We start from the raw sequence: 22,760 nt of genomic DNA, 5'->3' as shown, positions 1-22,760 counted from the left end.
TAATAATCTCTTCTATTATATAGACAACGGGTTAATCCTAAAGGGTACTTCTCGGTAGACCATGTTTTACGTTTATTGGGTAGATTCCCTAATGGGGTAGAGCCCGCCTATAAATTTAACGAAATGATATGCATACAATAGAGGAGGAATTAATGATGGGAACAATTTCAATGGAAATGAATGTAGCTGATATTGTTACTGCGGTTCCATGGTCTGCAGATGTTTTCAGGAAACACCGGATTGACTATTGTTGTGGTGGAAAAGTGTCGTTACTAGAAGCAGCTTTGGAAAAAGGAATTCAACCCGATGTCGTCTTTGAAGAGATTACTACTGTGAAAAAGACACAGGATAATCGTGGTAACACGCATCCGTCTAGTTTTGGAAACAAAACATTGATCGCCTACATCCAAGAAAACTATCATCAAAACTTACGTCAAGAATTGCCTTCATTAGCACCCTATATAACAAGAGTTTCCCGTGTACACGGAGAAAATCACCCACATCTGCGAAGGTTGCAGGATTTATTTAAAGAGTTGCGAATTGAACTGCTGGATCATACGGAAGATGAAGACCGAATTGTATTTCCGCTTATGATAGAATTTCTAGACAAACCGACAGACAGATTGAAAGAAAAGTTGAAACCGCATGTTTTCGAACTCGAAGAAGAACATGAAAATGCCGGAAAGTTGTTGCGCGAACTGAGGGAAATCACGAATGACTTCACGCCGCCAGAAGGTGCTTGCGGCACATATCGTCTCGTTTATGCACGCTTGGAGAAATTAGAAAAAGAGACGTTCGACCATGTACATCTTGAAAATAATATCTTATTTGAACGAGTTCGAGCTGAATTATAAATGAATTAAAATTGCCTATCTACTGTACGAGTGGATAGGCAATTTTAATTTATTTCTATATAAACTGTATATTCTTTCAGGTTGAGGGTATTCCCTATAAGAAATAGGACAAACCCTAATAGGAAGATGCACGATTACCTATTTATAATGAAGAGTAGATGAATGGGCTGAATGTTCCTGTCATAGAGTAGTCATTCAAAAAGGAGTTGTTAGTTCGATGCAAAAACAGAAAAAGAAAAGTTTCGGATTGAAGTATTTTAAGCCGATTGAACGGTTCTCTGGAAACTGGTCTGTCCTGGAAGAAAAAAGTCGTGACTGGGAAAACATGTACCGTCAACGTTGGTCTCATGACAAAGTAGTACGAACAACACACGGCGTTAACTGTACAGGGTCTTGTAGCTGGAAGGTTTTCGTGAAAAACGGGATTATTACATGGGAGAATCAGCAAATCGACTACCCTTCATGCGGACCCGATATGCCGGAATTCGAACCGCGTGGCTGTCCTCGTGGCGCATCCTTTTCATGGTACGAATACAGTCCGCTTAGAGTGAAGTATCCATACATACGAGGAAAACTATGGCGTATGTGGGGCCAAGCTTTATCAGAATTAAAAGATCCTATAAAAGCATGGGCAAGCATCGTCGAAGATCCAGAAAAAGCAGTTGAATATAAAAAAGCGCGCGGTAAAGGCGGTCATGTTCGCGTTAATTGGCGTGATGCAACGATGCTGATATCTGCACAACTCATCTACACAATTCAAAAGTATGGACCAGATCGAATTGCTGGTTTCACACCGATTCCTGCGATGTCAATGGTTAGTTACGCGTCAGGGGCAAGGTTTCTATCATTACTCGGTGGAGAAATGCTCAGCTTCTATGACTGGTATGCAGATTTACCGCCGTCATCGCCGCAAATTTGGGGTGAACAGACGGATGTTCCAGAATCAAGTGACTGGTACAACTCCGGTTATATCATTATGTGGGGTTCAAACGTACCACTAACCAGAACGCCGGATGCTCATTTCCTAACTGAAGTCCGCTATAAAGGAACGAAAGTTGTTTCTGTCGCACCGGACTATGCGGAAAGTGTTGTTCACGCAGATGACTGGATTGCAGCAGATCCAGGCTCAGATGCCGCAATTGCGCAAGCAATGACGCATGTTATTTTGGATGAATTTTATCAAAAACGACAAGAGCCAATGTTCCTTAATTATGCGAAGCAATATACGGATATGCCATTCTTAATCACATTAGATAGATATGAAGATTCTTATAAGGCCGGTCGTTTTCTACGCGCAAGTGATCTTGGAAGTGATTCGGAACATGCAGAATGGAAACCGGTCATTTACGACGAAACGACGAATGAAATCATTGTACCGAACGGAACGATGGGGCAACGTTGGGAAGAAGACGCGAAATGGAATCTGATTCTTGACAATGAAGACGGAACACGCGTTGAACCAGCCTTGTCAATTGCTGAACACGGGGCAGACTGGGAGGAAATTGTATTTCCATTCTTTGATAATGTTGCGAATGGAACATTCAAACGCCCAATCCCGACGAAAAAAGTATTGATGGCTGACGGTACAGAACGTCTCGTGACAACTGTTCACGATTTAATGTTAAGTCAATATGGTGTGAATCGCATTGGAAGCAAACTTGAAGCATCAGGCTACGATGATGCAACGTCATTCTATACGCCTGCATGGCAAGAAAAAATCACGAATGTGAAACCTGAACTTGTTACGCAAATCGCACGTGAGTTCGCGCAAAATGCGCTAGATACTGGCGGGCGATCTATGATTATCATGGGTGCAGGGATTAACCATTGGTTTAATAGTGATACCATTTACCGGGCTATTTTAAATCTGGTGACATTGACCGCATCTCAAGGCGTAAACGGCGGCGGTTGGGCGCATTATGTCGGCCAAGAAAAATGTCGTCCGATTGAAGGCTGGAGCACGATTGCATTTGCTCGTGATTGGCAAGCGCCACCTCGACTCCAAAACGCGACGTCTTATTTCTATTTCGCAACTGATCAATGGAAATACGAGGAAATGGGGGCAGATCTTTTAATGTCGCCGACGGAGGGCAAACCGCGTTATGAACATCCGGCGGATTATAACGTTTTAGCCGCACGACTCGGTTGGTTACCATCCTATCCTCAATTTAATAAAAACAGTCTTGTATTCGCCGAAGAAGCAGCGAAAGATGGGAAGACAACAACTGAAGAAATCGTCGCGCATACATTGGAGCAACTAAAATCCGGTGAAACAGAATTTGCGGTAGAAGACCCAGGTGCACCTGAAAACTTCCCGCGCTCCCTGTTCGTCTGGCGTTCGAACTTAGTTTCGAGTTCTGCGAAAGGGCAAGAGTATTTCATGAAGCATTTATTCGGCGCTTCAGACGGCCTGCTTGCGACGGTGAATGATGAATTGAAACCGGAAGAAATGGCATGGCGAGATGAAGTAGAAGGGAAATTGGATTTACTTGTTGCGCTTGATTTCCGAATGACGGCAACACCGATGTATGCCGACGTTGTTCTACCGGCGGCAACTTGGTATGAAAAACACGACCTATCATCAACCGATATGCACCCATTCGTCCATCCATTCAATCCGGCGGTAGATCCATTATGGGAGTCGAGATCTGACTGGGATATTTACAGATCACTAGCAGAAACTTTCTCAGAAATGGCAAAAGTACATCTGCCAGGTGTTTACAAAGACTTAGTCACAACGCCACTTGCGCATGACTCGATACAAGAAATTGCACAACCGTACGGCGAAGTGAAAGACTGGAAAAAGGGCGAGGTCGAAGCGATTCCAGGTAAAACAATGCCAGCAATGACGATTGTCGAACGTGATTACACGAAAATTTATGATAAATATGTCACGCTTGGGCCTTTACTTTCAACAGGTAAAGTCGGCGCGCATGGTGTAAGTTTCTCTGTTGCAGATGAATATGAACAAATGAAAGGTATTAACGGGACTTATTTCGACGAGTCCATTAAAAACGGCTTACCGAAGCTTCACACTGCAAAACATGCGGCCGAAGCGATGCTGACATTATCATCTGCTACGAATGGTCGGGTTTCACAAAAAGCATTTACTGCAGCTGAAGAAGATACAGGCGTCGAGTTAATGGATATCTCTGCTGACCGAGCTGCTGAACGATTTACGTTCGCGAGTATAACCGCACAGCCGCGTGAAGTAATTCCAACGCCAGTATTTTCAGGGTCGAATAAACTCGGCCGTCGTTATTCACCATTTACAACGAATATCGAACGGCTTGTTCCGTTCAGAACGTTGACAGGTCGACAACATTTCTATATCGACCACGAGTTATTCCTAGATTTCGGAGAAGCGTTACCAGTTTACAAGCCGACGCTTCCACCAATGGTATTTGGACCACGCGACAAGCAAATTATCGGTGGACAGGACTCGCTCGTATTGAGGTATTTAACGCCGCACGGAAAGTGGAACATCCACTCAACGTATCAAGATAACCAGCATATGCTCACATTATTTCGCGGTGGGCCAACAGTTTGGATTTCAGATGTAGATGCAGCTGAACATGATATTGATGACAACCAATGGCTTGAAGTATACAACCGAAACGGTGTTGTCACAGCGCGTGCCGTTGTCAGTCACAGAATGCCGAAAGGAACAATGTTTATGTATCACGCGCAAGATAAACATATTCAAGTTCCTGGATCAGAAATTACAGACGAACGAGGCGGAAGTCATAACGCACCAACCCGGATTCACATGAAACCGACACAAATGGTCGGTGGATATGCGCAACTTAGTTATGGATTCAACTATTATGGACCAATCGGAAATCAGCGAGATGTTTACGTTGCAGTTCGCAAGATGAAGGAGGTAAACTGGCTTGAAAATTAAAGCGCAAGTAGCAATGGTCATGAATCTAGACAAATGTATTGGATGTCACACATGCAGCGTCACATGTAAAACGACATGGACGAACCGTGAAGGCGCGGAATACATGTGGTTCAACAACGTCGAAACGAAGCCGGGTATTGGCTATCCGAAGCGATGGGAAGATCAAGAACTTTACAAAGGTGGTTGGCAAGTCAATAAAAAAGGGAAACTCGAATTGAAATCGGGTTCGAAATTGTCCAAAATAGCCCTGGGGAAGATCTTTTACAACCCGGATATGCCTGAAATGAAGGACTACTATGAACCTTGGACATACGATTATGAGAAACTCACAATGGCAGGCGATAGCGAGCATACACCTGTAGCGCGTGCAAAGTCTGTCGTCACGGGCGAATATATGGATTTGGAATGGGGTCCAAACTGGGAAGACCAACTTGCCGGTGCACATATCACAGGTCCGAAAGATCCGAATATCGAAAAAATCGAAGAAGAAATCAAGTTCAACTTTGAACAAGCATTTATGATGTATTTGCCAAGACTGTGCGAACACTGCCTCAATCCGAGCTGTGTTGCATCATGTCCATCGGGTGCGATGTACAAACGTGAGGAAGACGGCATTGTCCTTGTTGACCAGGAAGCGTGCCGGGGGTGGCGTTATTGCATGACCGGTTGCCCGTACAAAAAAGTATACTTTAACTGGAAAACGAACAAAGCGGAAAAGTGCACATTCTGTTTCCCGCGTATTGAATCAGGTTTGCCAACAGTTTGTTCCGAGACATGTACAGGACGAATTCGTTATCTGGGCGTCCTTTTATATGATGCGGATCGTGTGCTAGAAGCGGCGTCAACGCCAGATCCAAAAGATTTATACAAAGCGCAATGTGATTTATTCCTTGATCCAAGTGATCCTGAAGTGATCGAACAAGCGAGAAAAGATGGGATATCGGAAGAGTGGATTGAAGCGGCACAAAATTCGCCTGTTTACAAACTGGCAATCGAGTACAAGCTTGCGTTTCCGTTACACCCAGAATACCGTACGCTTCCAATGGTTTGGTATGTTCCGCCGCTAAGTCCAATTATGAATTACTTTGAAGGAAGAGACTCGATAAAAAATCCAGACATGATATTCCCGGCTATTGAGGAAATGCGGATACCAATTCAATACTTGGCCAATATGCTGACGGCAGGAGATACCGAAACTGTGAAGAAAGCATTGCAAAAAATGGCCATGATGCGGTCTTATATGAGAGCCGTTTCATCAGGGAAAGACTTTGATGAATCGCGTCTTGATCGCGTTGGTTTATCGGCGCACCAGACGAAACAGATGTATCGTTTGCTTGCAATTGCGAAATACGAAGATCGTTTCGTCATCCCGACATCCCATAAAGAAGGCCATATGAATGCCTACCGTTCACAAGGTACGACGGGGTATGAAGAAATGGGCGATTATAGTATGGGTAAAACGCAAAGTCCATACAGTTATGCTGCGCCAATTAGTATTGAAGACGGTAGTTGTGATGGATGCGGGCCGGTAGAGCCAGCAAAAACAGGCAAACAAATATATGAAGAGAACTTCTACGGGGGGATTTGGCGTGATTGATCTAGAGAAGCTGTATGAAGAAAAACAAGCATTCGGCTTCTTCGCAAATCAACTTACGTACCCCGATAAATCAACTTATCATCCGTCGGTTTTGGAAGAGTCAATTGACTCTTCCCATCCGGCATATAAGGATGTAAGGAAGTATTGGGATTTAATGCATGAGTTCAGTTTCGATGAGATTCAGGAAATGTATACATACACATTTGATTTCCAGAAGGAAACGACACTGTTCATGACCTATGTAAAATATGAAGATGCGAAAGACCGAGGACAAATGCTTGCAAAGTTGAAGGTTCTTTATGAAATGTTCGGACTCGATATGCCCGCAGGAGAATTATCCGACTTTTTACCGCTTATGTGTGAATTCATCTATGCGGCTGAGTGGATTGGTGATGACAGAGCACCCCAAAGTTTCGGAATGCTTCTTGCTGTGATGGAAGACGGTTCGTATCATTTATTAAAAGCGCTTGAGAAACATAATAGTCCCTATTTTTATTTAATCAAAGGAATGAGGGAAACTTTCAAGTCTTGTATTCGTCAGGAGGCACAGGCTAATGAGTGATCAATTTTTATGGGTTATTTTCCCCTATGTTTGTATGGTGGTATTTATTGTCGGTCATATATTCAGATGGCGAAATGATCAGTTTGGATGGACAGCAAAATCAAGTGAATTTATTGAAAAGAAACAGTTGATGATTGGTAGTTTGTTATTTCATATCGGGATAATTCCTGTTATTGCAGGACATGTCGCCGGTCTGGGGATTCCGAAAGAATGGACGCGCGCTGTCGGAATAAGTGACCATTTGTATCATATGGGAGCCATTTGGGGCGGCGGTTTTTTTGGGGTAGTCACTTTCCTAGGTATGCTTATTTTAACATGGAGACGCTTTGCGATTAGCAATGTCCGTAAGTTATCAACAGCATCCGATTTAATCGTTAACTCGTTGCTTCTTTTTATTGTCTTTATTGGCATGTACAGCGTGATTGGCACAAGCGTCACGCAACCTGATTTCGATTATCGTGATTCGATTTCCATTTGGTTCCGCTCGTTGCTCATTTTTCGACCAGAGGCTGGTTTTATGTCAAATGTCCCGTTAGCATTTCAGTTGCACGTCTTATCAGGCTTTCTAATCTTCGCGATGTGGCCATTTACAAGACTCGTTCACGTGTGGAGCGTACCTTTGAATTACGTTGGAAGAAGCTATATCATATATAGAAGAGACACCAAGAAGTAATTACAATGGAAAAAGGGCATAACTGCTTTTTTTCTCATAGGGAGTAAAGTTATGACCGAACAGCAGAAATTCAACTTTCAACTGGAAATAGAAAAGATTAAAGAGGCTTTCAACTTTGATCTTGTCGCATTGGCACTTGTTCATCCTTCAGATGGACGTTTTACAAGCAGATGGGAATATGTAACAGGTAATAAGAGTAATCGCTATAAACGAATTATTTTACAAACAGGAAAAGGTGTCGCGGGCGTCGTGCTGAAAACAGGTAAGCCGCTGCTCATGAGCGATGTGAAAACTTTGATTTCTGAAGGGGACATGTTTAATTATCCAATTATTGTTGCCGAAGAGTTAACAAGTTTCGGCGCAATTCCCCTATATAAATATAACCGCGTCAAAGGCGTACTTTTAGTTGCTTTTCGTGATGATAATGTTTTATCAGAAGAATTATTTAAGGATTTCAAATACGCTGTAGGGTCAAATTTCGGCCCGTACTATAATAAGGAGATGGTGAAGCATTGATGCAACTCGGGAGTTTTCAGTTAACGGATTTGTTGATGAAAATGTACGATAATTCTGCTGAAGCCATCTTCTTTTTTAATTCTGAAGGTCAGGTCATTGCAATGAATGAATCTGCGAAACTCATTTTAGATTCAGATGTCCTAAGTCGAATGGTTGAAGGCGAGACAAATGCTTTTTGCATGTCTTGTCAAGGATATACAAATGAGCAGGATTTAATCACCTGCAAGTCTTGCTATTTAGTAAGCCCGAAAAATGATTTTAGTTCTTTTCAAGTATATTTGAATACGCGCGGCAAAGGTATTATGCCGTACACAGCAAGTTTCCAGACAATCGACGAAGAAAATGGGATTCGTGTATTTATGCTTCGGGATTTAACAAAACAGTTTAAGACGCAAGTCGAACTGAATGAAAAGACGATGACGCAAAGCGTGATTAAAGCACAAGAAGATGAGCGGAAACGTATTTCGCGAGAACTGCATGACAGCGTGGCGCAGGAAATGCTGAGTACGCTTGTCGACTTAAGAGTTCTCAAGTACATGGATATTAATGAAGAAGTACTAAAGAAAATTCAACAAACGGAAGGTTCACTTATGCGATTACTCGAAGATATTCGGTTTTTGTCCGTCGAGTTGCGGCCTGCTACCTTAGACGATCTTGGTCTGGAGGCTGCCTTTAGAACGCACTTTAAATGGATTGAAAAAAACTATGGTGCAGTCATCGAATTTACAGCAGAACTTCAGGCGAAGAGGTATGAAGATGAACTTGAAACGGTCGTTTATCGTGTCTGCCAGGAAGCTGTATTCAATGCTGTGAAATATGCTGGAGTCGATGTAATTACAGTGCGACTATTTGAAGAGTCGGGCCAACTTAATTTGAGCGTTTCGGATAATGGGGCCGGCTTTGAATTAAATTCGCGAACTGCATCCGGAACAGGGCTTGGTCTTTATGGAATGCGCGAACGTGCTGAACTAGTCGACGGCCAATTATCCATTCAAACAGAAGTTGGAAGAGGAACGACCGTTTATTTGAAAATACCACTTAAAACAACAGTGGTGAAAGAAGGAGAGTAAGCGTGAAAATAATTATCGCGGATGACCATGCAGTTGTTCGTAGCGGCTTTATGCACATCTTAAACTTCCAAAACGATATGGAAGTTGTCGCGACCGCGGCGGATGGGCTTGAAGCCTATGCAAAAGTAGCGAAACATCGTCCTGATGTGTTGTTGATGGATTTGAGTATGCCTCCTGGTGAAAGCGGCCTCATTGCGACTGGAAAAATACATGAGGATTTCCCTGATACCAAAATTCTTATTTTGACGATGCATGACGACGAGGAGTATTTATTTCACGTTCTGAAAAACGGTGCTTCGGGTTACATCTTAAAAAACGCGCCAGATGAAGAGTTATTATCGGCGGTACGCACGGTTTACAATGGGGATACGTATATTCATCCTTCTATGGCGACATCGCTCGTTCGTGAATTTATTAAACATGACACGATTGGCCCCGAAGACGATCCATTTAAGATATTAACGAAACGTGAACTTGAAGTACTTCCTCTTGCAGCAAAAGGGTACGGGAATAAAGATATTGCTGAAAAGCTATATATTTCCGTTAAAACGGTAGAAGCGCATAAGTCTCGGATTATGGAAAAGCTTAATTTGAAAAGTCGACCTGAACTAATTGAATACGCCTTAAGAAAAAAACTGTTGGACTTTTAAGAGAAAGAAAGGTGCATTTTTCATGGCTGAAATAAAAAAGTTTAAATTTGACCTTCCTGCACTGCGTGTGTTGGAAAATGAGCATCAGTACTTATCCTATTTAATGGATGGTTGGCACACGATTGTTCTGGCATTTCAGCGGGATATTTACACTGTTGAAGAAGGTCATGAAGCATTGCAGTCATTAAGAAAACTGATTATTGACTTTATCGAACCGTTAAAAAATCATACGGATAAAGAGGAAACGTATTTGTTTCCGATGCTAGAAAAGTACGTTGGCAGTGAGCAGGGACCTGTAACGGCGACAGAAGAAGAGCATGAAGAAATTGACGCATACATTGGGCACTTTCTCCATCATACACTTGGAGATGTCAGTCATTTCACACTAGAAGAAATGAAAAAAGTGGTGAATGATGCAGCAGAAGCTTTTGAAGTGATTACTGTTCATTTCGTAAAAGAAGAGTCGATTTTATTTCCTATGGTCGATAATGTTTTGGGAATTGAAGAGCAAGATGAATTGTATGAAAAATTGTACACACCGATTATCTAAGTAAGGCATTTCCCTTATAGGTTTAGGGATATCCCCTATTAATAAAAACATGGTGACGGCTTTATACTCAATATAGGCAATCAGTCAATCCGGATCGCTCAATACTTATAGATAGAGTAGGTGGTTTGTTTGATAAAAAAAGTGCAATTACCATTACAAACTTTAAACTGTATGGTCGGCTTCATGGTTTGGGTACTCATTTCTTCTTTACTGCCGTTTATAGTGGAAGACATAACGATTCCGGCAGAAAAACTAGCATTGGTGACTGCAGTTCCGATTGTACTTGGATCGGTTCTAAGAATTCCGTTTGGTTATTATGCCAATCTGGTCGGTGCTAGATTAATATTTTTAATTAGCTTCATTCTTTTATTATTCCCTGTCTTTTATATAAGTGCAGCATCTTCTATGCTAGATCTTATAATTGGGGGAACTTTCCTTGGAATCGGGGGCGCAGTGTTTTCGGTCGGAGTTACTTCTTTGCCGAAGTATTATCCAAAAGAGAAACACGGACTTGTCAACGGGGTATACGGAATTGGTAACTTAGGAACTGCTGTTTCGACGTTTGCCGCGCCTGTAATTGCAACGCAAGTCGGTTGGTCGATGACGGTTAAACTTTACATGATCTTACTGCTAATTTTCGCAGCTTTGAACTTCTTTTTTGGTGATAAACAAGAAGTAAAAGTAGTAACCCCAATCGGTGAGCAAATAAAAAGCGTTTATAAAAATGAAAAACTTTGGTTTTTCTCGTTGTTTTATTTCATAACATTCGGTGCATTCGTTGCATTTACAGTTTTCTTGCCGAACTTTCTGGTTACGTATTTTGGCATCGAAAAAGTAGATGCGGGTATGCGGACAGCAGGTTTTATCGCGGTTGCAACATTCTGCCGTCCTATTGGCGGATGGCTCGGGGATAAGTTCTCACCGTTAAAATTATTAATGGTCGCTTTCGCTGGGTTGACGGGTGCAGCAGTTGTTCTCGCATTTTCACCGTCTATCGGTTTGTATACGGTGGGAAGCCTGATTATCGCAGTTTGTGCGGGAACTGGAAACGGGTTAATTTTCAAATTAGTACCTATGTATTTTAATAAGCAAGCGGGTATTGTCAACGGGATTGTTTCGATGATGGGCGGCTTAGGCGGATTTTTCCCGCCACTTCTTTTATCAGCTGTCTATTCAATGACGGGATCCTACTCAATCGGTTTTATGGCATTTTCACAAGTCGCGCTAGTCAGCTTTGTGCTCGTGATTTGGTTGTATTACATGGAGAGACTACATGTCGCAGCGGATGTATTCGATTCAACGGGTCAAGGAGTAGTTGTAACGGATTCAACTGGTACGATTGAAAAAGTGAACCCTGCGTTTACAAGATTGACAGGATTTACAGAAGAAGAAGTTGTTGGTAGAAACCCTAAATTCCGAAGTACAGGCAGGCAATCCGCGGAATTTTACACAACGATGTGGGGTCAAATTGGACGGGAAGGATTGTGGCAAGGCAAGCTTTGGAATAAACGCAAAAATGGCGAAGAATATTTGGAGCTGTTGTCGATTAGCGCAGTGAAAGATGATTCGGGGGATGTTATACGGTATGTCGGGACGTTTACTGATGTGACGCCGGAGTGAGGATTGGAATAGGAAGGAATTTCTTCGGTAGGCCGTTGATTTCCGTTCCGGGCTATGAAAGAGTGAACTCCTCTTTCGCACTTTGACGCTTTCCTGCGGGCGGCCGGTGATTCCGCTGAAGTCGCCGCCCTACATTCCAATCAACTATAAATTTCACTAAATGAAGATAGTTGTTTGGTAGCCTTCATTAATACAGGGTTCTAAAGTGAGCCTCTTAATTACGAGTATTTGATTTTCTAGAAAGGGGTGAGCCTACAATGCAAAACCGGTATTCGAGACAGACGTTATTTAGTCCGATAGGTGAAAAAGGGCAAACAAAAATTAGCCAATCGACTGCGTTGCTGATTGGTTGTGGGGCGCTGGGGACGGCGATTGCAGAAACGCTCACTCGTGCAGGCGTTGGGAAACTCATTATCGCGGACCGGGACTATGTGGAGCCTTCAAATTTGCAGCGGCAGCAACTGTTTACGGAACAAGATGCAATTGAAGGCACACCGAAAGTAGTTGCGGCTAAACGCCAGTTGAAAATGATACGAAATGATGTAGAAATTGATACGGTTCTGAATCATATCGATGGACCTATTTTGGAAGAACTTGCGGGAAGTGTCGACATCATTCTGGATGCGACCGACAACTTTGAAACAAGATTAGTCATAAATGATATTGCTTGGAAATTGAATATCCCTTGGGTATACGGTGCCTGTGTGGGTAGTTCAAGTACTATATTTCCTTATATTCCCGGTGTAACAGCCTGTTTTCGATGCCTTTTACCAGTTATGCCGGCAGTGAATGAAACTTGCGATACTACTGGAATTATTGCACCGGCTGTTCAAATCACGGCTGCGCATCAAAGTGCAGAAGCCTTAAAATGGCTTTCGGGCAATAAAGAGACGATGCGTAAAAAAATGCTTACATACGATGTTTGGAACAACACAAATATCGAGGCGGGGATCGGGCGGATGAAAAATGAATCTTGCAAAACATGCGGACCCAATCCGACATTCCCGTCATTAACACCGGAAATCGGTACGAACTTCGCGGTGCTTTGCGGACGAGACACGGTTCAAGTTATACCCGAGCAAGACCGTGTTTTGTCATTAGTCGACGCCGAACGAGTGGCGAAACAGCTGGGTAAACCCTATAAGAAGACCCCTTATTTCATTGAAATGAACTCGGATGGCTATCGCTGTATTTTATTTGCCAATGGTCGGCTTTTAATCCATGGATTAAAAGATATTCAGAGGGGGCGGAAAATGTATCATCAATTATTCGGGTGAAGAGGAGAGGTTTTTTTGTCAAAGGAACATGAGTATGATCAAAAGAAACAGCTTGTATTTTGCGTGTTAACGACAAGCGACACGAGAAATGTTTCAAACGACCGCGGTGGTTGGACGATTCGACAAAAACTTGAAGATGCGGGCCATAAGATTTTTGAAACATGGATTTGTCAAGATGACAAAATGGAAATTGAATCGATTATTGAAGAATGGTTGCGTAATCCGAATGTCAATGGAATTATTACGACGGGTGGAACAGGTCTGGGATTTCGAGATGTTACACCAGAAACCATCGAACCTTATTTCACGAAGAAGATGGATGGATTCGGAGAACTTTTCCGCATGATTAGTTATACGGAAGACGTTGGATCAAAGGCATTATTAAGCCGGGCAGAAGCCGGGATTATCAAAGATAAAGTTGTCTATATGCTTCCAGGTTCAGTTAAAGCAGTAGCGCTTGCAATGGATCGATTAGTCATTCCCGAATTGCATCATGTTGTACATGAAATTACGAAACATTTACAAGATGATTAAAAAGGGAAAATTAATTAAAGTCGCTCGCTTCAACTGCATTAAAAAGCTTTCTTTTTATAGTGGAATCTATAGTTGATTGGAGTGGAGGGTGGCGACTCCCGCGGAAATAGCGAGACAGACGAGACCCCGCAGAAGCGTAGCGACGAGGAGGCTCGGCGCTCGCCCGCAGGAAAGCGTCCGCCCGCAACGGAAATCGACGGTCTTTTCATCGATTTACTATTAAAAAGATATCATATGACTTACGTTCTCAATCATCCAAACGCTTATAATCCCCGTTTTTCCCACCCATTTTTTCGAGTAGCATCGTCGGTCCGATTACCATTTCTTTACCAGCGGCTTTGCACATATCATAAATTGTTAGTGCAGCGGCTGAGGCGGCGGTCAATGCTTCCATTTCGACACCCGTAACCCCTTTAGTTTTCACTTCCGCATAGATGATCACCTCATAATGGGATGTTAGCTCGTCGATGATCCATTCGAACTGAACATCAATCCCGGTTAGTGGAAGAGGATGGCACATCGGGATGATGGTGGACGTGTTTTTTGCGGCCATGACGGCGGCAATTTGTGCAACTCCCAATACATCACCTTTTTTATTCGTGCCTTCTGTAATTTGGCTATGAATGGTTTCATTTAACATAATGGATGATTTTGCAATCGCGGTCCTGATTGTAATTGACTTATCCGAAACATCAACCATTCTAGCGCGACCTTGTTCGTTGAAATGTGTTAGTTTAGACAAAATGATCATTCCTTTCACCATAACTTAATTTTAGTATACCAGATGATAAATAGGGAGGACTTAGTAATGAGAAAACCAATTCCTGTAGCGAAAGCTGTTGAACTCGTTATGGAACATGCACAACCAATCGGGGTAGAAAAAATTGCTCTTGAACATACATATGGTCGGATTTTAGCCGAACCAATCACTGCAAAGCATGATGTACCACCTTTTGATCGGTCACCTTATGACGGATTCGCGGTCAGATCCGCGGATACATACGGCGCTTCAGGAGATAACCGGATTGCTTTCAACGTTATAGGTGAAATCGGAGCAGGACATGTAGCAACGCAAGAAATTGGCGAAGGTGAAGCGTATCGAATCATGACAGGCGCTCCAATTCCTAAAAATGCGGATGCCGTTGTCATGCTAGAACAAACTGTGGAACGGCCAGATAATTTCACGCTCCGCAAACCATTTACTTCAGGCGAAAATATTTCGTTTCAAGGCGAAGACGCAAAAGACGGAGAAATGCTCATTGAAAAAGGGGCATTTATCCATCCGGGAACAACCGCACTACTTGCGACCTTTGGCTATGCAGAAGTTCAAGTTGCAAAGCGTCCAATAGCCAGTATATTATCAACTGGAACCGAGCTGTTGCGCGTTGATGAAGAGCTTGCGCCCGGTAAAATCCGAAACTCCAACGGTCCGATGATTGCAGCACAACTAACAAGGATGGGAATTGACTACAAATCCTATGGTATGCTCGAAGATAACTTGGATGCTTGCACGGAAATGGTTGAAAAAGCGCTTGCTGAAACGGACATTTTAATCACGACAGGCGGTGTTTCCGTCGGAGATTATGATTATTTACCGGCAATCTATGAGCGATTAGGCGCTAAGGTTTTATTCAACAAAGTGGCGATGCGTCCGGGTAGTGTAACAACGGTGGCTGTTCTTGATGGGAAACTGTTATTCGGGCTTTCCGGAAACCCATCCGCTTGTTTCACTGGCTTTGAATTATTCACTCGACCAGCAATCCTTCGAATGATGGGGGCAGAAAAACCGTATATGCCACGCATGAAGGCCGTCCTCGGTGAAGACTTTACAAAGCCGAACCCATTTACACGGTTCGTTCGCGCGGTATGGGAAATGACTGAAAAAGGACCGGTTGCGGTACCAGCTGGGTTTAATAAATCCAGTGCAGTATCATCGATTGCACGCGGAAACTGCATCATTGTCTTGCCAAGCGGAACGCGAGGATTTGGTGCTGGTATGGAAGTCGACGTCTTATTATTAGGTGCTGAACAAGGCGTCAGTGATTGGGTACTATGAAAACATTACATGTTGTCGGATTCAAAAATAGCGGAAAAACAACATTGATTTCGCGCTGGATTCATTTAGTTAAAAAACAAGGGCTTTCGGTTGCGGTGTTAAAACATCACGGACATAAGAGCCCGCTCGATATGCCGGATGCGAATACTGATTCTATGCAATTCCTAAACAGCGGCGCAAACGTTTCAGCTGTTTGTGGCGGCGGTGCCGTTCAGTTTCATATGAATGAAGAACTCAGGTTTATGCAAATGAAAGAAATCGCGTCTATTGGGAATCCAGATATTTTACTAATAGAAGGGTATAAAGAAGAAACAGGTGAAAAAGTCGTTCTTCTACGAAGTCAAAAAGACTGGGATGAATTGAAGGGTTTGGGAGATATCCAACTTGTTGTCGAACAGAGCGACAATCGCGTTGATTTTCAACCGAGCATTTCTCGATCACATGAAGAACAACTTGACAGTTGGTTTTTAAGCTGGCTGGGGGAGGGGGTACAAAGTGAAACCATTTGAAATTGTTGAGACACCAATTGATACACAAAAGTATGCAGATTACGTCCTTCATGCGGGCGCCGGTGCCGTTACAATCTTTACTGGCAATGTTCGGGAATGGACGCATGGTGTTCGAACTTTGTATTTAGCTTATGAAGCGTATATTCCAATGGCTGAGAAAAAGCTTGCAGAAATTGGCGCGGAGATGGAAGAAAAGTGGCCTGGTGTAAAAGTAGCCATCGTACACCGCATCGGCGAACTGCAAATTTCGGATATCGCCGTACTAATCGCGGTTTCATCTTCGCATCGAAAAGCGGCCTATGAGGCGAATGAATACGCCATCGAACGAATTAAAGAAGTCGTTCCGATTTGGAAAAAAGAGATTTGGGAAGACGGGGAAGAGTGGATTGGCGCTCAGAAAAGATATCCTGGAGAAGGGAAGCTGTCAAATTGATAAAAGTACATTATTTTGCACGTCTTCGAGAACTAACAGGAAAATCCGAGGAGATAATCGATCAGGAATCGTTGACTGTTCAACAATTACTCGATTGGGCTGAGGACACATATCCTGGTTTTGGAAAAGATATGATTCACGTTGCGGTCAATGAGGAATACGCCTTAAAAGAGGATGTTGTTGAATCCGGCGATGTGTGCGCATTTATTCCGCCAGTGAGTGGGGGATGAAAACAGCAGGCATTGTGCTGGCAGGCGGATTATCGAGGCGCTTTGGTTCACCGAAGGCATTCGCCCGGTATGATTCCAGTTATTTTTATGAACGAGCAATCGAAGCGCTAGAATCTATTTGTGATGAAGTCGTTGTCGTGACTAGGGAGGAACTACTTGAACGTTTTCCGGACGATGTAAATACGATAACTGACTTGCCAAAAGTCGCTGGATTAGGCCCGCTTGCCGGAATATATTCAGCGATGGAAGCCGTCGACGCAGATGCCTACGCAGTACTTCCATGCGACATGCCCTATGTGAATGCTACTATTATGAATAAAGTAAGGCAGCACCATAAGGGGAGCGTCACGGCAGTCACGGTGGCGGGTAAATATCATCCACTCGTATCAGTTTGGCATACAGATACGAAGAAACCGATTATGGATGCACTCCTAAGCGAACAGCTTAGTGTCATGAAATTATTGCATGAACTGGATGTTACTTGGCTGAATGGAAGTTCCCTTACAAATAATGAAGAGCGTATATTTACAAATATCAATAAGCCAATCGACTTGGAAAGGAGCTGAGAAGATGGAAGCAATTCTTGATAAGCTTGGTCGACCGATTCGAGATCTTAGAATATCAGTTACAGACCGCTGTAATTTCAGGTGCGCGTATTGCATGCCAAAGGAAGTCTTCGGTGATGATTATGTTTTTTTACCGAAAGATGAACTATTGTCATTCGAAGAAATTGAACGCTTCGCGAAACTATTCGCATCGCTCGGCGTGGAGAAACTTCGTTTAACGGGCGGCGAACCTTTAATGCGCAGAGATTTACCGAATTTAGTTGAAAAGCTATTGAAAATCGATGGCATTGAAGATATCGGCTTGACGACAAACGGGGTACTGCTTCGCCAATATGCACAGCCACTTTATGACGCAGGACTGCGAAGATTGAATATGAGTCTGGATGCATTGGATCCAGAAATTTTTGGTAAAATGAATGGGCGCGGCATCAAACCGGACTTCATCTTAGCGAATATTGAACATGCGCAAAAAATCGGATTCGAAATAAAAGTTAATATGGTCGTGCAAAAAGGCGTGAATGAAAGTGAAATACTTCCAATGGCGGCTTATTTCAAAGAACGCGGCATCATGCTTAGGTACATCGAGTTTATGGATGTTGGAAATGACAACGGATGGAGTTTCGAACAAGTTGTCACTAAAAAAGAAATATATGAAATGCTAAAAGAAGTCTATGAAATTGAACCGACCGACCCACATTACTACGGTGAAGTTGCCAAACGTTATCGTTATCAAGATAATTATGCAGAGGTCGGCTTTATCACGTCCGTTTCGGAATCATTTTGTTCATCATGTACACGCGCGCGCCTTTCTTCAGACGGCAAATTCTTTACTTGTTTATTTGCATCTGAAGGATTCGACCTTCGTGAATTAATCAGAAGTGGTCTGTCAGATGACGAATTGCTTGAGAAGATTACAAATGTGTGGGAACGTAGAGTAGATCGTTATTCCGACGAGCGGACCGAGCAAACCGCGAAAAACCGCAAAAAAATCGGAATGAGTTATATAGGCGGATAAGGATTACTTTTTATAGGGGGAAGTTTTTTTGAAACCAGTTATTTACATCACGCGAAAATTACCAGAAGAAGCAGTTGCACCGTTACTTGAAAAATATGAGGTTCGTATGTGGGAATCAGCAAGCGATTCTGTACCACGTGATATCTTATTAAGAGAAGTAGCGGATGCTGAGGCACTATGGTCTGTATTGGCAGATCAAATTGACAAAGAAGTATTTAAAGCGGCAACCAAACTAAAGGTAGTTTCAAATTTGGCTGTCGGATTTAATAATATCGATATTGAAGTTGCGAAAGAAAAAGGCGTTATCGTCACGAATACGCCGGATGTTTTAACGGAAACGACAGCAGATTTAGCGTTTGCGCTAATTTTAGCAACGGCGCGTCGAATTAACGAAGCGGAAAATGAATTGCGAAAAGGCAATTGGAAATCGTGGTCTGTCATGGATTTCACGGGCATGGACGTTGGTGGTTCCACTTTAGGTATCATCGGTATGGGAAGAATCGGCGAAGCTGCTGCGCGCCGTGCTAAAGGTTTTAATATGCGTGTGCTGTATCAAAACCGAACGCGCAAAGTAGAAGCTGAAGAAGCACATGGCTTTGAGTATGCAGATTTGGACACGTTATTAGCGGAGTCCGATATCGTTCTCATTTTTGCGCCACTAACGCCAGAAACTAAAAACATGATCGGTGAAAAAGAGCTTGCAAAAATGAAGAAAACAGCCATACTCGTCAACGTCGCACGCGGCGGCATCGTCAATGAAGATGCGCTTTATCATGCGTTAAAGGATGGCACGATTTGGGGAGCGGGACTCGATGTCTTCGAAGTCGAACCGGTTCCAATGGACAATCCGTTACTGTCCCTTCCGAATGTGACAGTCTTACCACATATCGGAAGCGCGAGCATTCGCACCCGCCATGCAATGATGAAAATGAACTTGCAAGCAATTACGGATGTATTAGAAGGACGAGACCCGGAAAATAGGGTTGTTTGATCGTAATTTTAACCGCGTATCTGAACTTTATTGTTCAGGTGCGCGGTATTTTTATTTACACCTACTTGCTGGGAGGGGGGGCTAAAGTTGTGTTTTGCGGATATAATCATTTGAGTGACGGATATAAGTGATTATGTGACGGATATGCGAGACCAAGTGTCTGATATCTATGTGCAAATGACGGATATAACAAGTTATCTGTCGGATATCTGCAAAAAAAGAACACTTATCTTCAACACAGGATTTCCTTGTCACAAACAGTTCACAAATTGCCCAAACAATTCACAATGAACAAATTTCATGGGCTATCTCCGACAAAAAATCGAAAAAGTTATAAAAAAGTTGAAAATTTATAATGTTATAGTATCAACGATGAAAGCGGATACACGCGGTTTCATTATTTTAAATTCACGCGCAATTATAAAGAATCTGTTGACGTAATGGAAAATACGCGGTAAGATAACATCAATCCAATCGAGTTAGTGATTCAATTCACAAACAATCTGGAGTCGGCAATATGAATCACCTAATTGAATAGAGAACCCAAATCGTTGATGAGGTTAAAGGAAATAGACCAATGTATTACTAGAGAGTCGGTACTGGTGGAAGCCGGCAATACATCTATTTGCGACATCCCCTCGGAGAGAACGGCTGAAAAGGAAACTGATTAGGTTGTTCCGGGCGTAAGTATTACGCTCGTTATGAATGAATAGCTACGGCTATTCAAGAGGTAGCGTAATCGCTACGAACAAGGGTGGTACCATGAAAAGCTTTTTCATCCCTCGTAAAGAACATAGTTTCTTTGCGCGGGATGAGAAAGCTTTTTTATATTTAAATAAATTAGGTCAGGAGGAGTTTGGTAAATGAATACTGGAGGTCAAGCAATGCGAGAGCTTACTAAAATGCCAGCGGAAACGGAAGTACAGCCAAAACAATTGAATGATGGGTCTGCAGTACTCATTCAAGCTTTGAAAGATCAAGGTGTAGAAGTGATTTTTGGTTATCCGGGTGGAGCCGTTTTACCAATATACGACGCCTTATACAAAAACCCGATTAAACATATTCTTGCTAGGCACGAACAAGGCGCAATCCACGCAGCGGAAGGTTATGCGCGCGTATCCGGAAGAACCGGTGTCGTGATTGCGACATCAGGGCCGGGGGCAACCAACTTAGTGACAGGGATTACAGACGCGTATTTGGATTCATTACCGTTAGTCGTTTTCACTGGGCAAGTCGGACAGGAAGTTATCGGAACAGACGCCTTTCAAGAAGCGGACATTATCGGAATCACACAACCGATTACAAAACATAATTACCAAGTAAACGATATAAAAGATTTTCCGAGAATCATAAAAGAGGCTTTTCATATCGCGTCAACAGGAAGAAAAGGGCCGGTGGTTGTCGATATTCCTAAAAACATCGCAGCCGGATTATTCGATGAAGAAAAGCATGTAGACGAAGAAGTGAACTTGCCGGGTTATCAGCCAACGACAAGACCGAACTTCTTACAAATTCAGAAAGCGGCGCAGGCCATCTCGAATGCGAAGCAACCACTAATCTTAGCGGGAGCAGGAATTCTTCACGCTGGAGCAATGGACGAATTGAAAGATCTTGTTGAAAAACATCGCATCCCTGTTACGAATACATTGCTCGGTTTGGGAAGCATTCACGGAGAACATGAACTGTTTCTGGGAATGGCAGGCATGCACGGAACATACACGGCAAATATGGCCATCACCGAATGTGACTTGCTTGTAAATATTGGTGCACGATTCGATGACCGGCTTACTGGAAATCTAAATTTATTTGCACCGAATGCTAAAGTCATTCATATCGACATTGATCCAGCTGAAATCGGGAAAAACGTCCCAACGGAAATCCCGATTGTAGCCGATGCAAAAGAAGCGCTGAAAGAATTATTGAAACAAGAATTTGCATCACCGGTATCTGAAGATTGGATTACGCACTTAAAAGAAGCGCATAAAGAGTATCCACTTTGGTATGTAGAAGACAAAGAACATCTTCTGCCGCAGCAAGCGATTCAAATCATTCACCAAGTGACAGGCGGCGATGCGATTGTCACGACAGACGTCGGTCAACATCAAATGTGGGCGGCGCAATATTATTCATTAAACAACCCGGATCACTGGGTAACATCAGGCGGTTTGGGAACGATGGGCTTCGGATTTCCAGCGGCAATCGGTGCTCAGCTAGCAAAACCGAAAGAAAGAGTCGTAGCGATTGTCGGTGATGCAGGGTTCCAAATGACTGCACAAGAACTATCTTTGCTCCAAGAACTCAGAATACCCGTTAAAGTCGTAATATTAAATAATGAAGGATTAGGCATGGTTCGCCAATGGCAAGAAACGTTTTACGAAGAGCGGTATTCCCAGTCATTAATTCCGGTTCAACCGGATTTTGTGAAACTTGCGGAAGCATATGATCTGAAAGGGTATCGCATCAACACATTAGAAGAAGCGGAATCAGTTTTCCGTGAAGCGTTATTATCCGATGAACCGGTTCTTATCGATTGTCGAGTGAAGCAATTAGAAAATGTATACCCGATGGTAGTTCCAGGAACGGGCTTGCATGAAATGATTGGAGTGAGCGGTAAATGAAAAGAGTCATTACTGTAACGGTTATCAACCAAAGCGGCGTATTGAATCGTGTGACTGGGCTGCTCATGAAGCGACAATTCAATATTGAAAGCATCACAGTCGGTCATACCGAACAAGTAGGAATGTCGAAAATGACCTTTATCGTGAATGTTGAAGACGAACGAAAAATCGAACAACTTGTTAAACAACTTCAAAAACAAATCGATGTCATTAAAGTGGATGATATAACGGACAAATCAATCGTTATGCGAGAACTCGCACTTGTCAAAGTCATATCGCCGCCACATATTCGAAGCGAAATGAACAGCATTATTGAACCGTTTCGAGCGACTGCCATCGACATTGGAAAAAACGTAGTGACTTATCAAGTGACAGGAAATCCCGAAAAGATTGAGGCATTTATCGATTTAATTAAACCATATGGCATTAAGGAACTAACGCGAACAGGTGCAACCGCATTTGTGCGGGAAACGCAAAAGGTTCAATCACCTCAGTTATCAATATTAAAATAAAAATAGAAAACAACCTACTAGGA

22 protein-coding genes are annotated in these 22,760 nt (G+C 42.9%); 21 read left to right on the top strand and 1 reads right to left on the bottom strand.

Annotation, left to right across the window (positions count from 1 at the left end):
- The first annotated feature begins 155 nt into the window (after positions 1–155).
- The 12 genes from ric to J4G36_RS11980 all read left to right on the top strand — a co-directional run bounded on the left by ric (position 156) and on the right by J4G36_RS11980 (position 13,807).
- A complete protein-coding gene (ric, locus tag J4G36_RS12035; protein ID WP_210470607.1) occupies positions 156–854 on the top strand; it encodes an iron-sulfur cluster repair di-iron protein in 699 nt (232 codons plus the stop codon).
- A 217-nt stretch (positions 855–1,071) separates the two neighbouring features.
- A complete protein-coding gene (locus J4G36_RS12030; protein ID WP_210470606.1) occupies positions 1,072–4,758 on the top strand; it encodes a nitrate reductase subunit alpha in 3,687 nt (1,228 codons plus the stop codon).
- Positions 4,748–6,355 carry a nitrate reductase subunit beta gene (gene narH, locus J4G36_RS12025; protein ID WP_210470605.1) on the top strand — a complete coding sequence of 536 codons (1,608 nt, stop codon included), beginning with the start codon at positions 4,748–4,750 and terminating at the stop codon, positions 6,353–6,355. Before J4G36_RS12030 ends, narH begins: the two co-directional genes overlap by 11 nt.
- A complete protein-coding gene (locus J4G36_RS12020; RefSeq protein ID WP_210470604.1) occupies positions 6,348–6,917 on the top strand; it encodes a nitrate reductase molybdenum cofactor assembly chaperone in 570 nt (189 codons plus the stop codon). Before narH ends, J4G36_RS12020 begins: the two co-directional genes overlap by 8 nt.
- On the top strand, positions 6,910–7,590 hold the full coding sequence (gene narI, locus J4G36_RS12015) for a respiratory nitrate reductase subunit gamma (RefSeq protein ID WP_210470603.1): 681 nt from the start codon (positions 6,910–6,912) through the stop codon (positions 7,588–7,590). Before J4G36_RS12020 ends, narI begins: the two co-directional genes overlap by 8 nt.
- A gap of 51 nt (positions 7,591–7,641) precedes the next feature.
- Entirely contained in the window at positions 7,642–8,106 is a 465-nt protein-coding gene (locus tag J4G36_RS12010) for a GAF domain-containing protein (RefSeq protein WP_210470602.1), read from the top strand.
- A complete protein-coding gene (locus J4G36_RS12005; RefSeq protein WP_210470820.1) occupies positions 8,106–9,176 on the top strand; it encodes a sensor histidine kinase in 1,071 nt (356 codons plus the stop codon). The genes J4G36_RS12010 and J4G36_RS12005 overlap by 1 nt, the downstream gene beginning before the upstream one ends.
- Before the next feature lie 2 nt (positions 9,177–9,178).
- Entirely contained in the window at positions 9,179–9,826 is a 648-nt protein-coding gene (locus tag J4G36_RS12000) for a response regulator (protein ID WP_210470601.1), read from the top strand.
- A 22-nt stretch (positions 9,827–9,848) separates the two neighbouring features.
- The gene (locus tag J4G36_RS11995) at positions 9,849–10,376 is read left to right on the top strand and encodes a hemerythrin domain-containing protein (RefSeq protein ID WP_210470600.1); all 528 of its coding nucleotides are present in this window, start codon (positions 9,849–9,851) and stop codon (positions 10,374–10,376) included.
- Positions 10,377–10,505: 129 nt separating this feature from the next.
- Entirely contained in the window at positions 10,506–11,996 is a 1,491-nt protein-coding gene (locus J4G36_RS11990) for a nitrate/nitrite transporter (protein WP_210470599.1), read from the top strand.
- 257 nt (positions 11,997–12,253) lie between these two features.
- Positions 12,254–13,273 carry a ThiF family adenylyltransferase gene (locus tag J4G36_RS11985; protein ID WP_210470598.1) on the top strand — a complete coding sequence of 340 codons (1,020 nt, stop codon included), beginning with the start codon at positions 12,254–12,256 and terminating at the stop codon, positions 13,271–13,273.
- A 15-nt stretch (positions 13,274–13,288) separates the two neighbouring features.
- Positions 13,289–13,807, top strand: a complete 519-nt coding sequence (locus J4G36_RS11980; RefSeq protein WP_210470597.1) for a MogA/MoaB family molybdenum cofactor biosynthesis protein — start codon at positions 13,289–13,291, stop codon at positions 13,805–13,807.
- Between the two features lie 247 nt (positions 13,808–14,054).
- On the opposite strand, the gene moaC is transcribed toward J4G36_RS11980, so the two are convergent.
- A complete protein-coding gene (moaC, locus tag J4G36_RS11975; protein WP_210470596.1) occupies positions 14,055–14,549 on the bottom strand; it encodes a cyclic pyranopterin monophosphate synthase MoaC in 495 nt (164 codons plus the stop codon).
- Between the two features lie 66 nt (positions 14,550–14,615).
- On the opposite strand from moaC, the gene J4G36_RS11970 reads away from it, so the two are divergent.
- The 9 genes from J4G36_RS11970 (at position 14,616) to ilvN (ending at position 22,737) form a co-directional block, all read left to right on the top strand.
- A complete protein-coding gene (locus J4G36_RS11970) occupies positions 14,616–15,863 on the top strand; it encodes a molybdopterin molybdotransferase MoeA (RefSeq protein ID WP_246880593.1) in 1,248 nt (415 codons plus the stop codon).
- Positions 15,860–16,372 carry a molybdopterin-guanine dinucleotide biosynthesis protein B gene (gene mobB, locus J4G36_RS11965; protein WP_210470594.1) on the top strand — a complete coding sequence of 171 codons (513 nt, stop codon included), beginning with the start codon at positions 15,860–15,862 and terminating at the stop codon, positions 16,370–16,372. The genes J4G36_RS11970 and mobB overlap by 4 nt, the downstream gene beginning before the upstream one ends.
- A complete protein-coding gene (locus J4G36_RS11960; RefSeq protein ID WP_210470593.1) occupies positions 16,359–16,805 on the top strand; it encodes a molybdenum cofactor biosynthesis protein MoaE in 447 nt (148 codons plus the stop codon). The genes mobB and J4G36_RS11960 overlap by 14 nt, the downstream gene beginning before the upstream one ends.
- Complete coding sequence (gene moaD / locus J4G36_RS11955) at positions 16,802–17,035, top strand: molybdopterin converting factor subunit 1 (RefSeq protein ID WP_210470592.1); 234 nt, start codon at positions 16,802–16,804, stop codon at positions 17,033–17,035. The genes J4G36_RS11960 and moaD overlap by 4 nt, the downstream gene beginning before the upstream one ends.
- Positions 17,002–17,601 carry a molybdenum cofactor guanylyltransferase gene (locus J4G36_RS11950; protein WP_368668774.1) on the top strand — a complete coding sequence of 200 codons (600 nt, stop codon included), beginning with the start codon at positions 17,002–17,004 and terminating at the stop codon, positions 17,599–17,601. The genes moaD and J4G36_RS11950 overlap by 34 nt, the downstream gene beginning before the upstream one ends.
- A 4-nt stretch (positions 17,602–17,605) precedes the next feature.
- The gene (moaA, locus tag J4G36_RS11945; RefSeq protein ID WP_210470591.1) at positions 17,606–18,616 is read left to right on the top strand and encodes a GTP 3',8-cyclase MoaA; all 1,011 of its coding nucleotides are present in this window, start codon (positions 17,606–17,608) and stop codon (positions 18,614–18,616) included.
- A 28-nt stretch (positions 18,617–18,644) separates the two neighbouring features.
- Positions 18,645–19,607: a 2-hydroxyacid dehydrogenase gene (locus tag J4G36_RS11940; RefSeq protein ID WP_210470590.1), complete on the top strand. Its 963-nt coding sequence runs from the start codon at positions 18,645–18,647 to the stop codon at positions 19,605–19,607.
- A 902-nt stretch (positions 19,608–20,509) separates the two neighbouring features.
- Positions 20,510–22,225 carry a biosynthetic-type acetolactate synthase large subunit gene (gene ilvB / locus J4G36_RS11935; protein WP_210470818.1) on the top strand — a complete coding sequence of 572 codons (1,716 nt, stop codon included), beginning with the start codon at positions 20,510–20,512 and terminating at the stop codon, positions 22,223–22,225.
- Complete coding sequence (gene ilvN, locus J4G36_RS11930; RefSeq protein WP_210470589.1) at positions 22,222–22,737, top strand: acetolactate synthase small subunit; 516 nt, start codon at positions 22,222–22,224, stop codon at positions 22,735–22,737. The genes ilvB and ilvN overlap by 4 nt, the downstream gene beginning before the upstream one ends.
- Positions 22,738–22,760 lie beyond the last annotated feature (23 nt).

It is taken from the genome of Sporosarcina sp. 6E9, assembly GCF_017921835.1.
In the GTDB taxonomy this organism is placed as follows: Bacteria; Bacillota; Bacilli; order Bacillales_A; family Planococcaceae; genus Sporosarcina.
The sequence above is the reverse complement of the archived record's forward strand: the minus strand, read 5'-3'. Positions and strand labels throughout refer to the sequence as shown.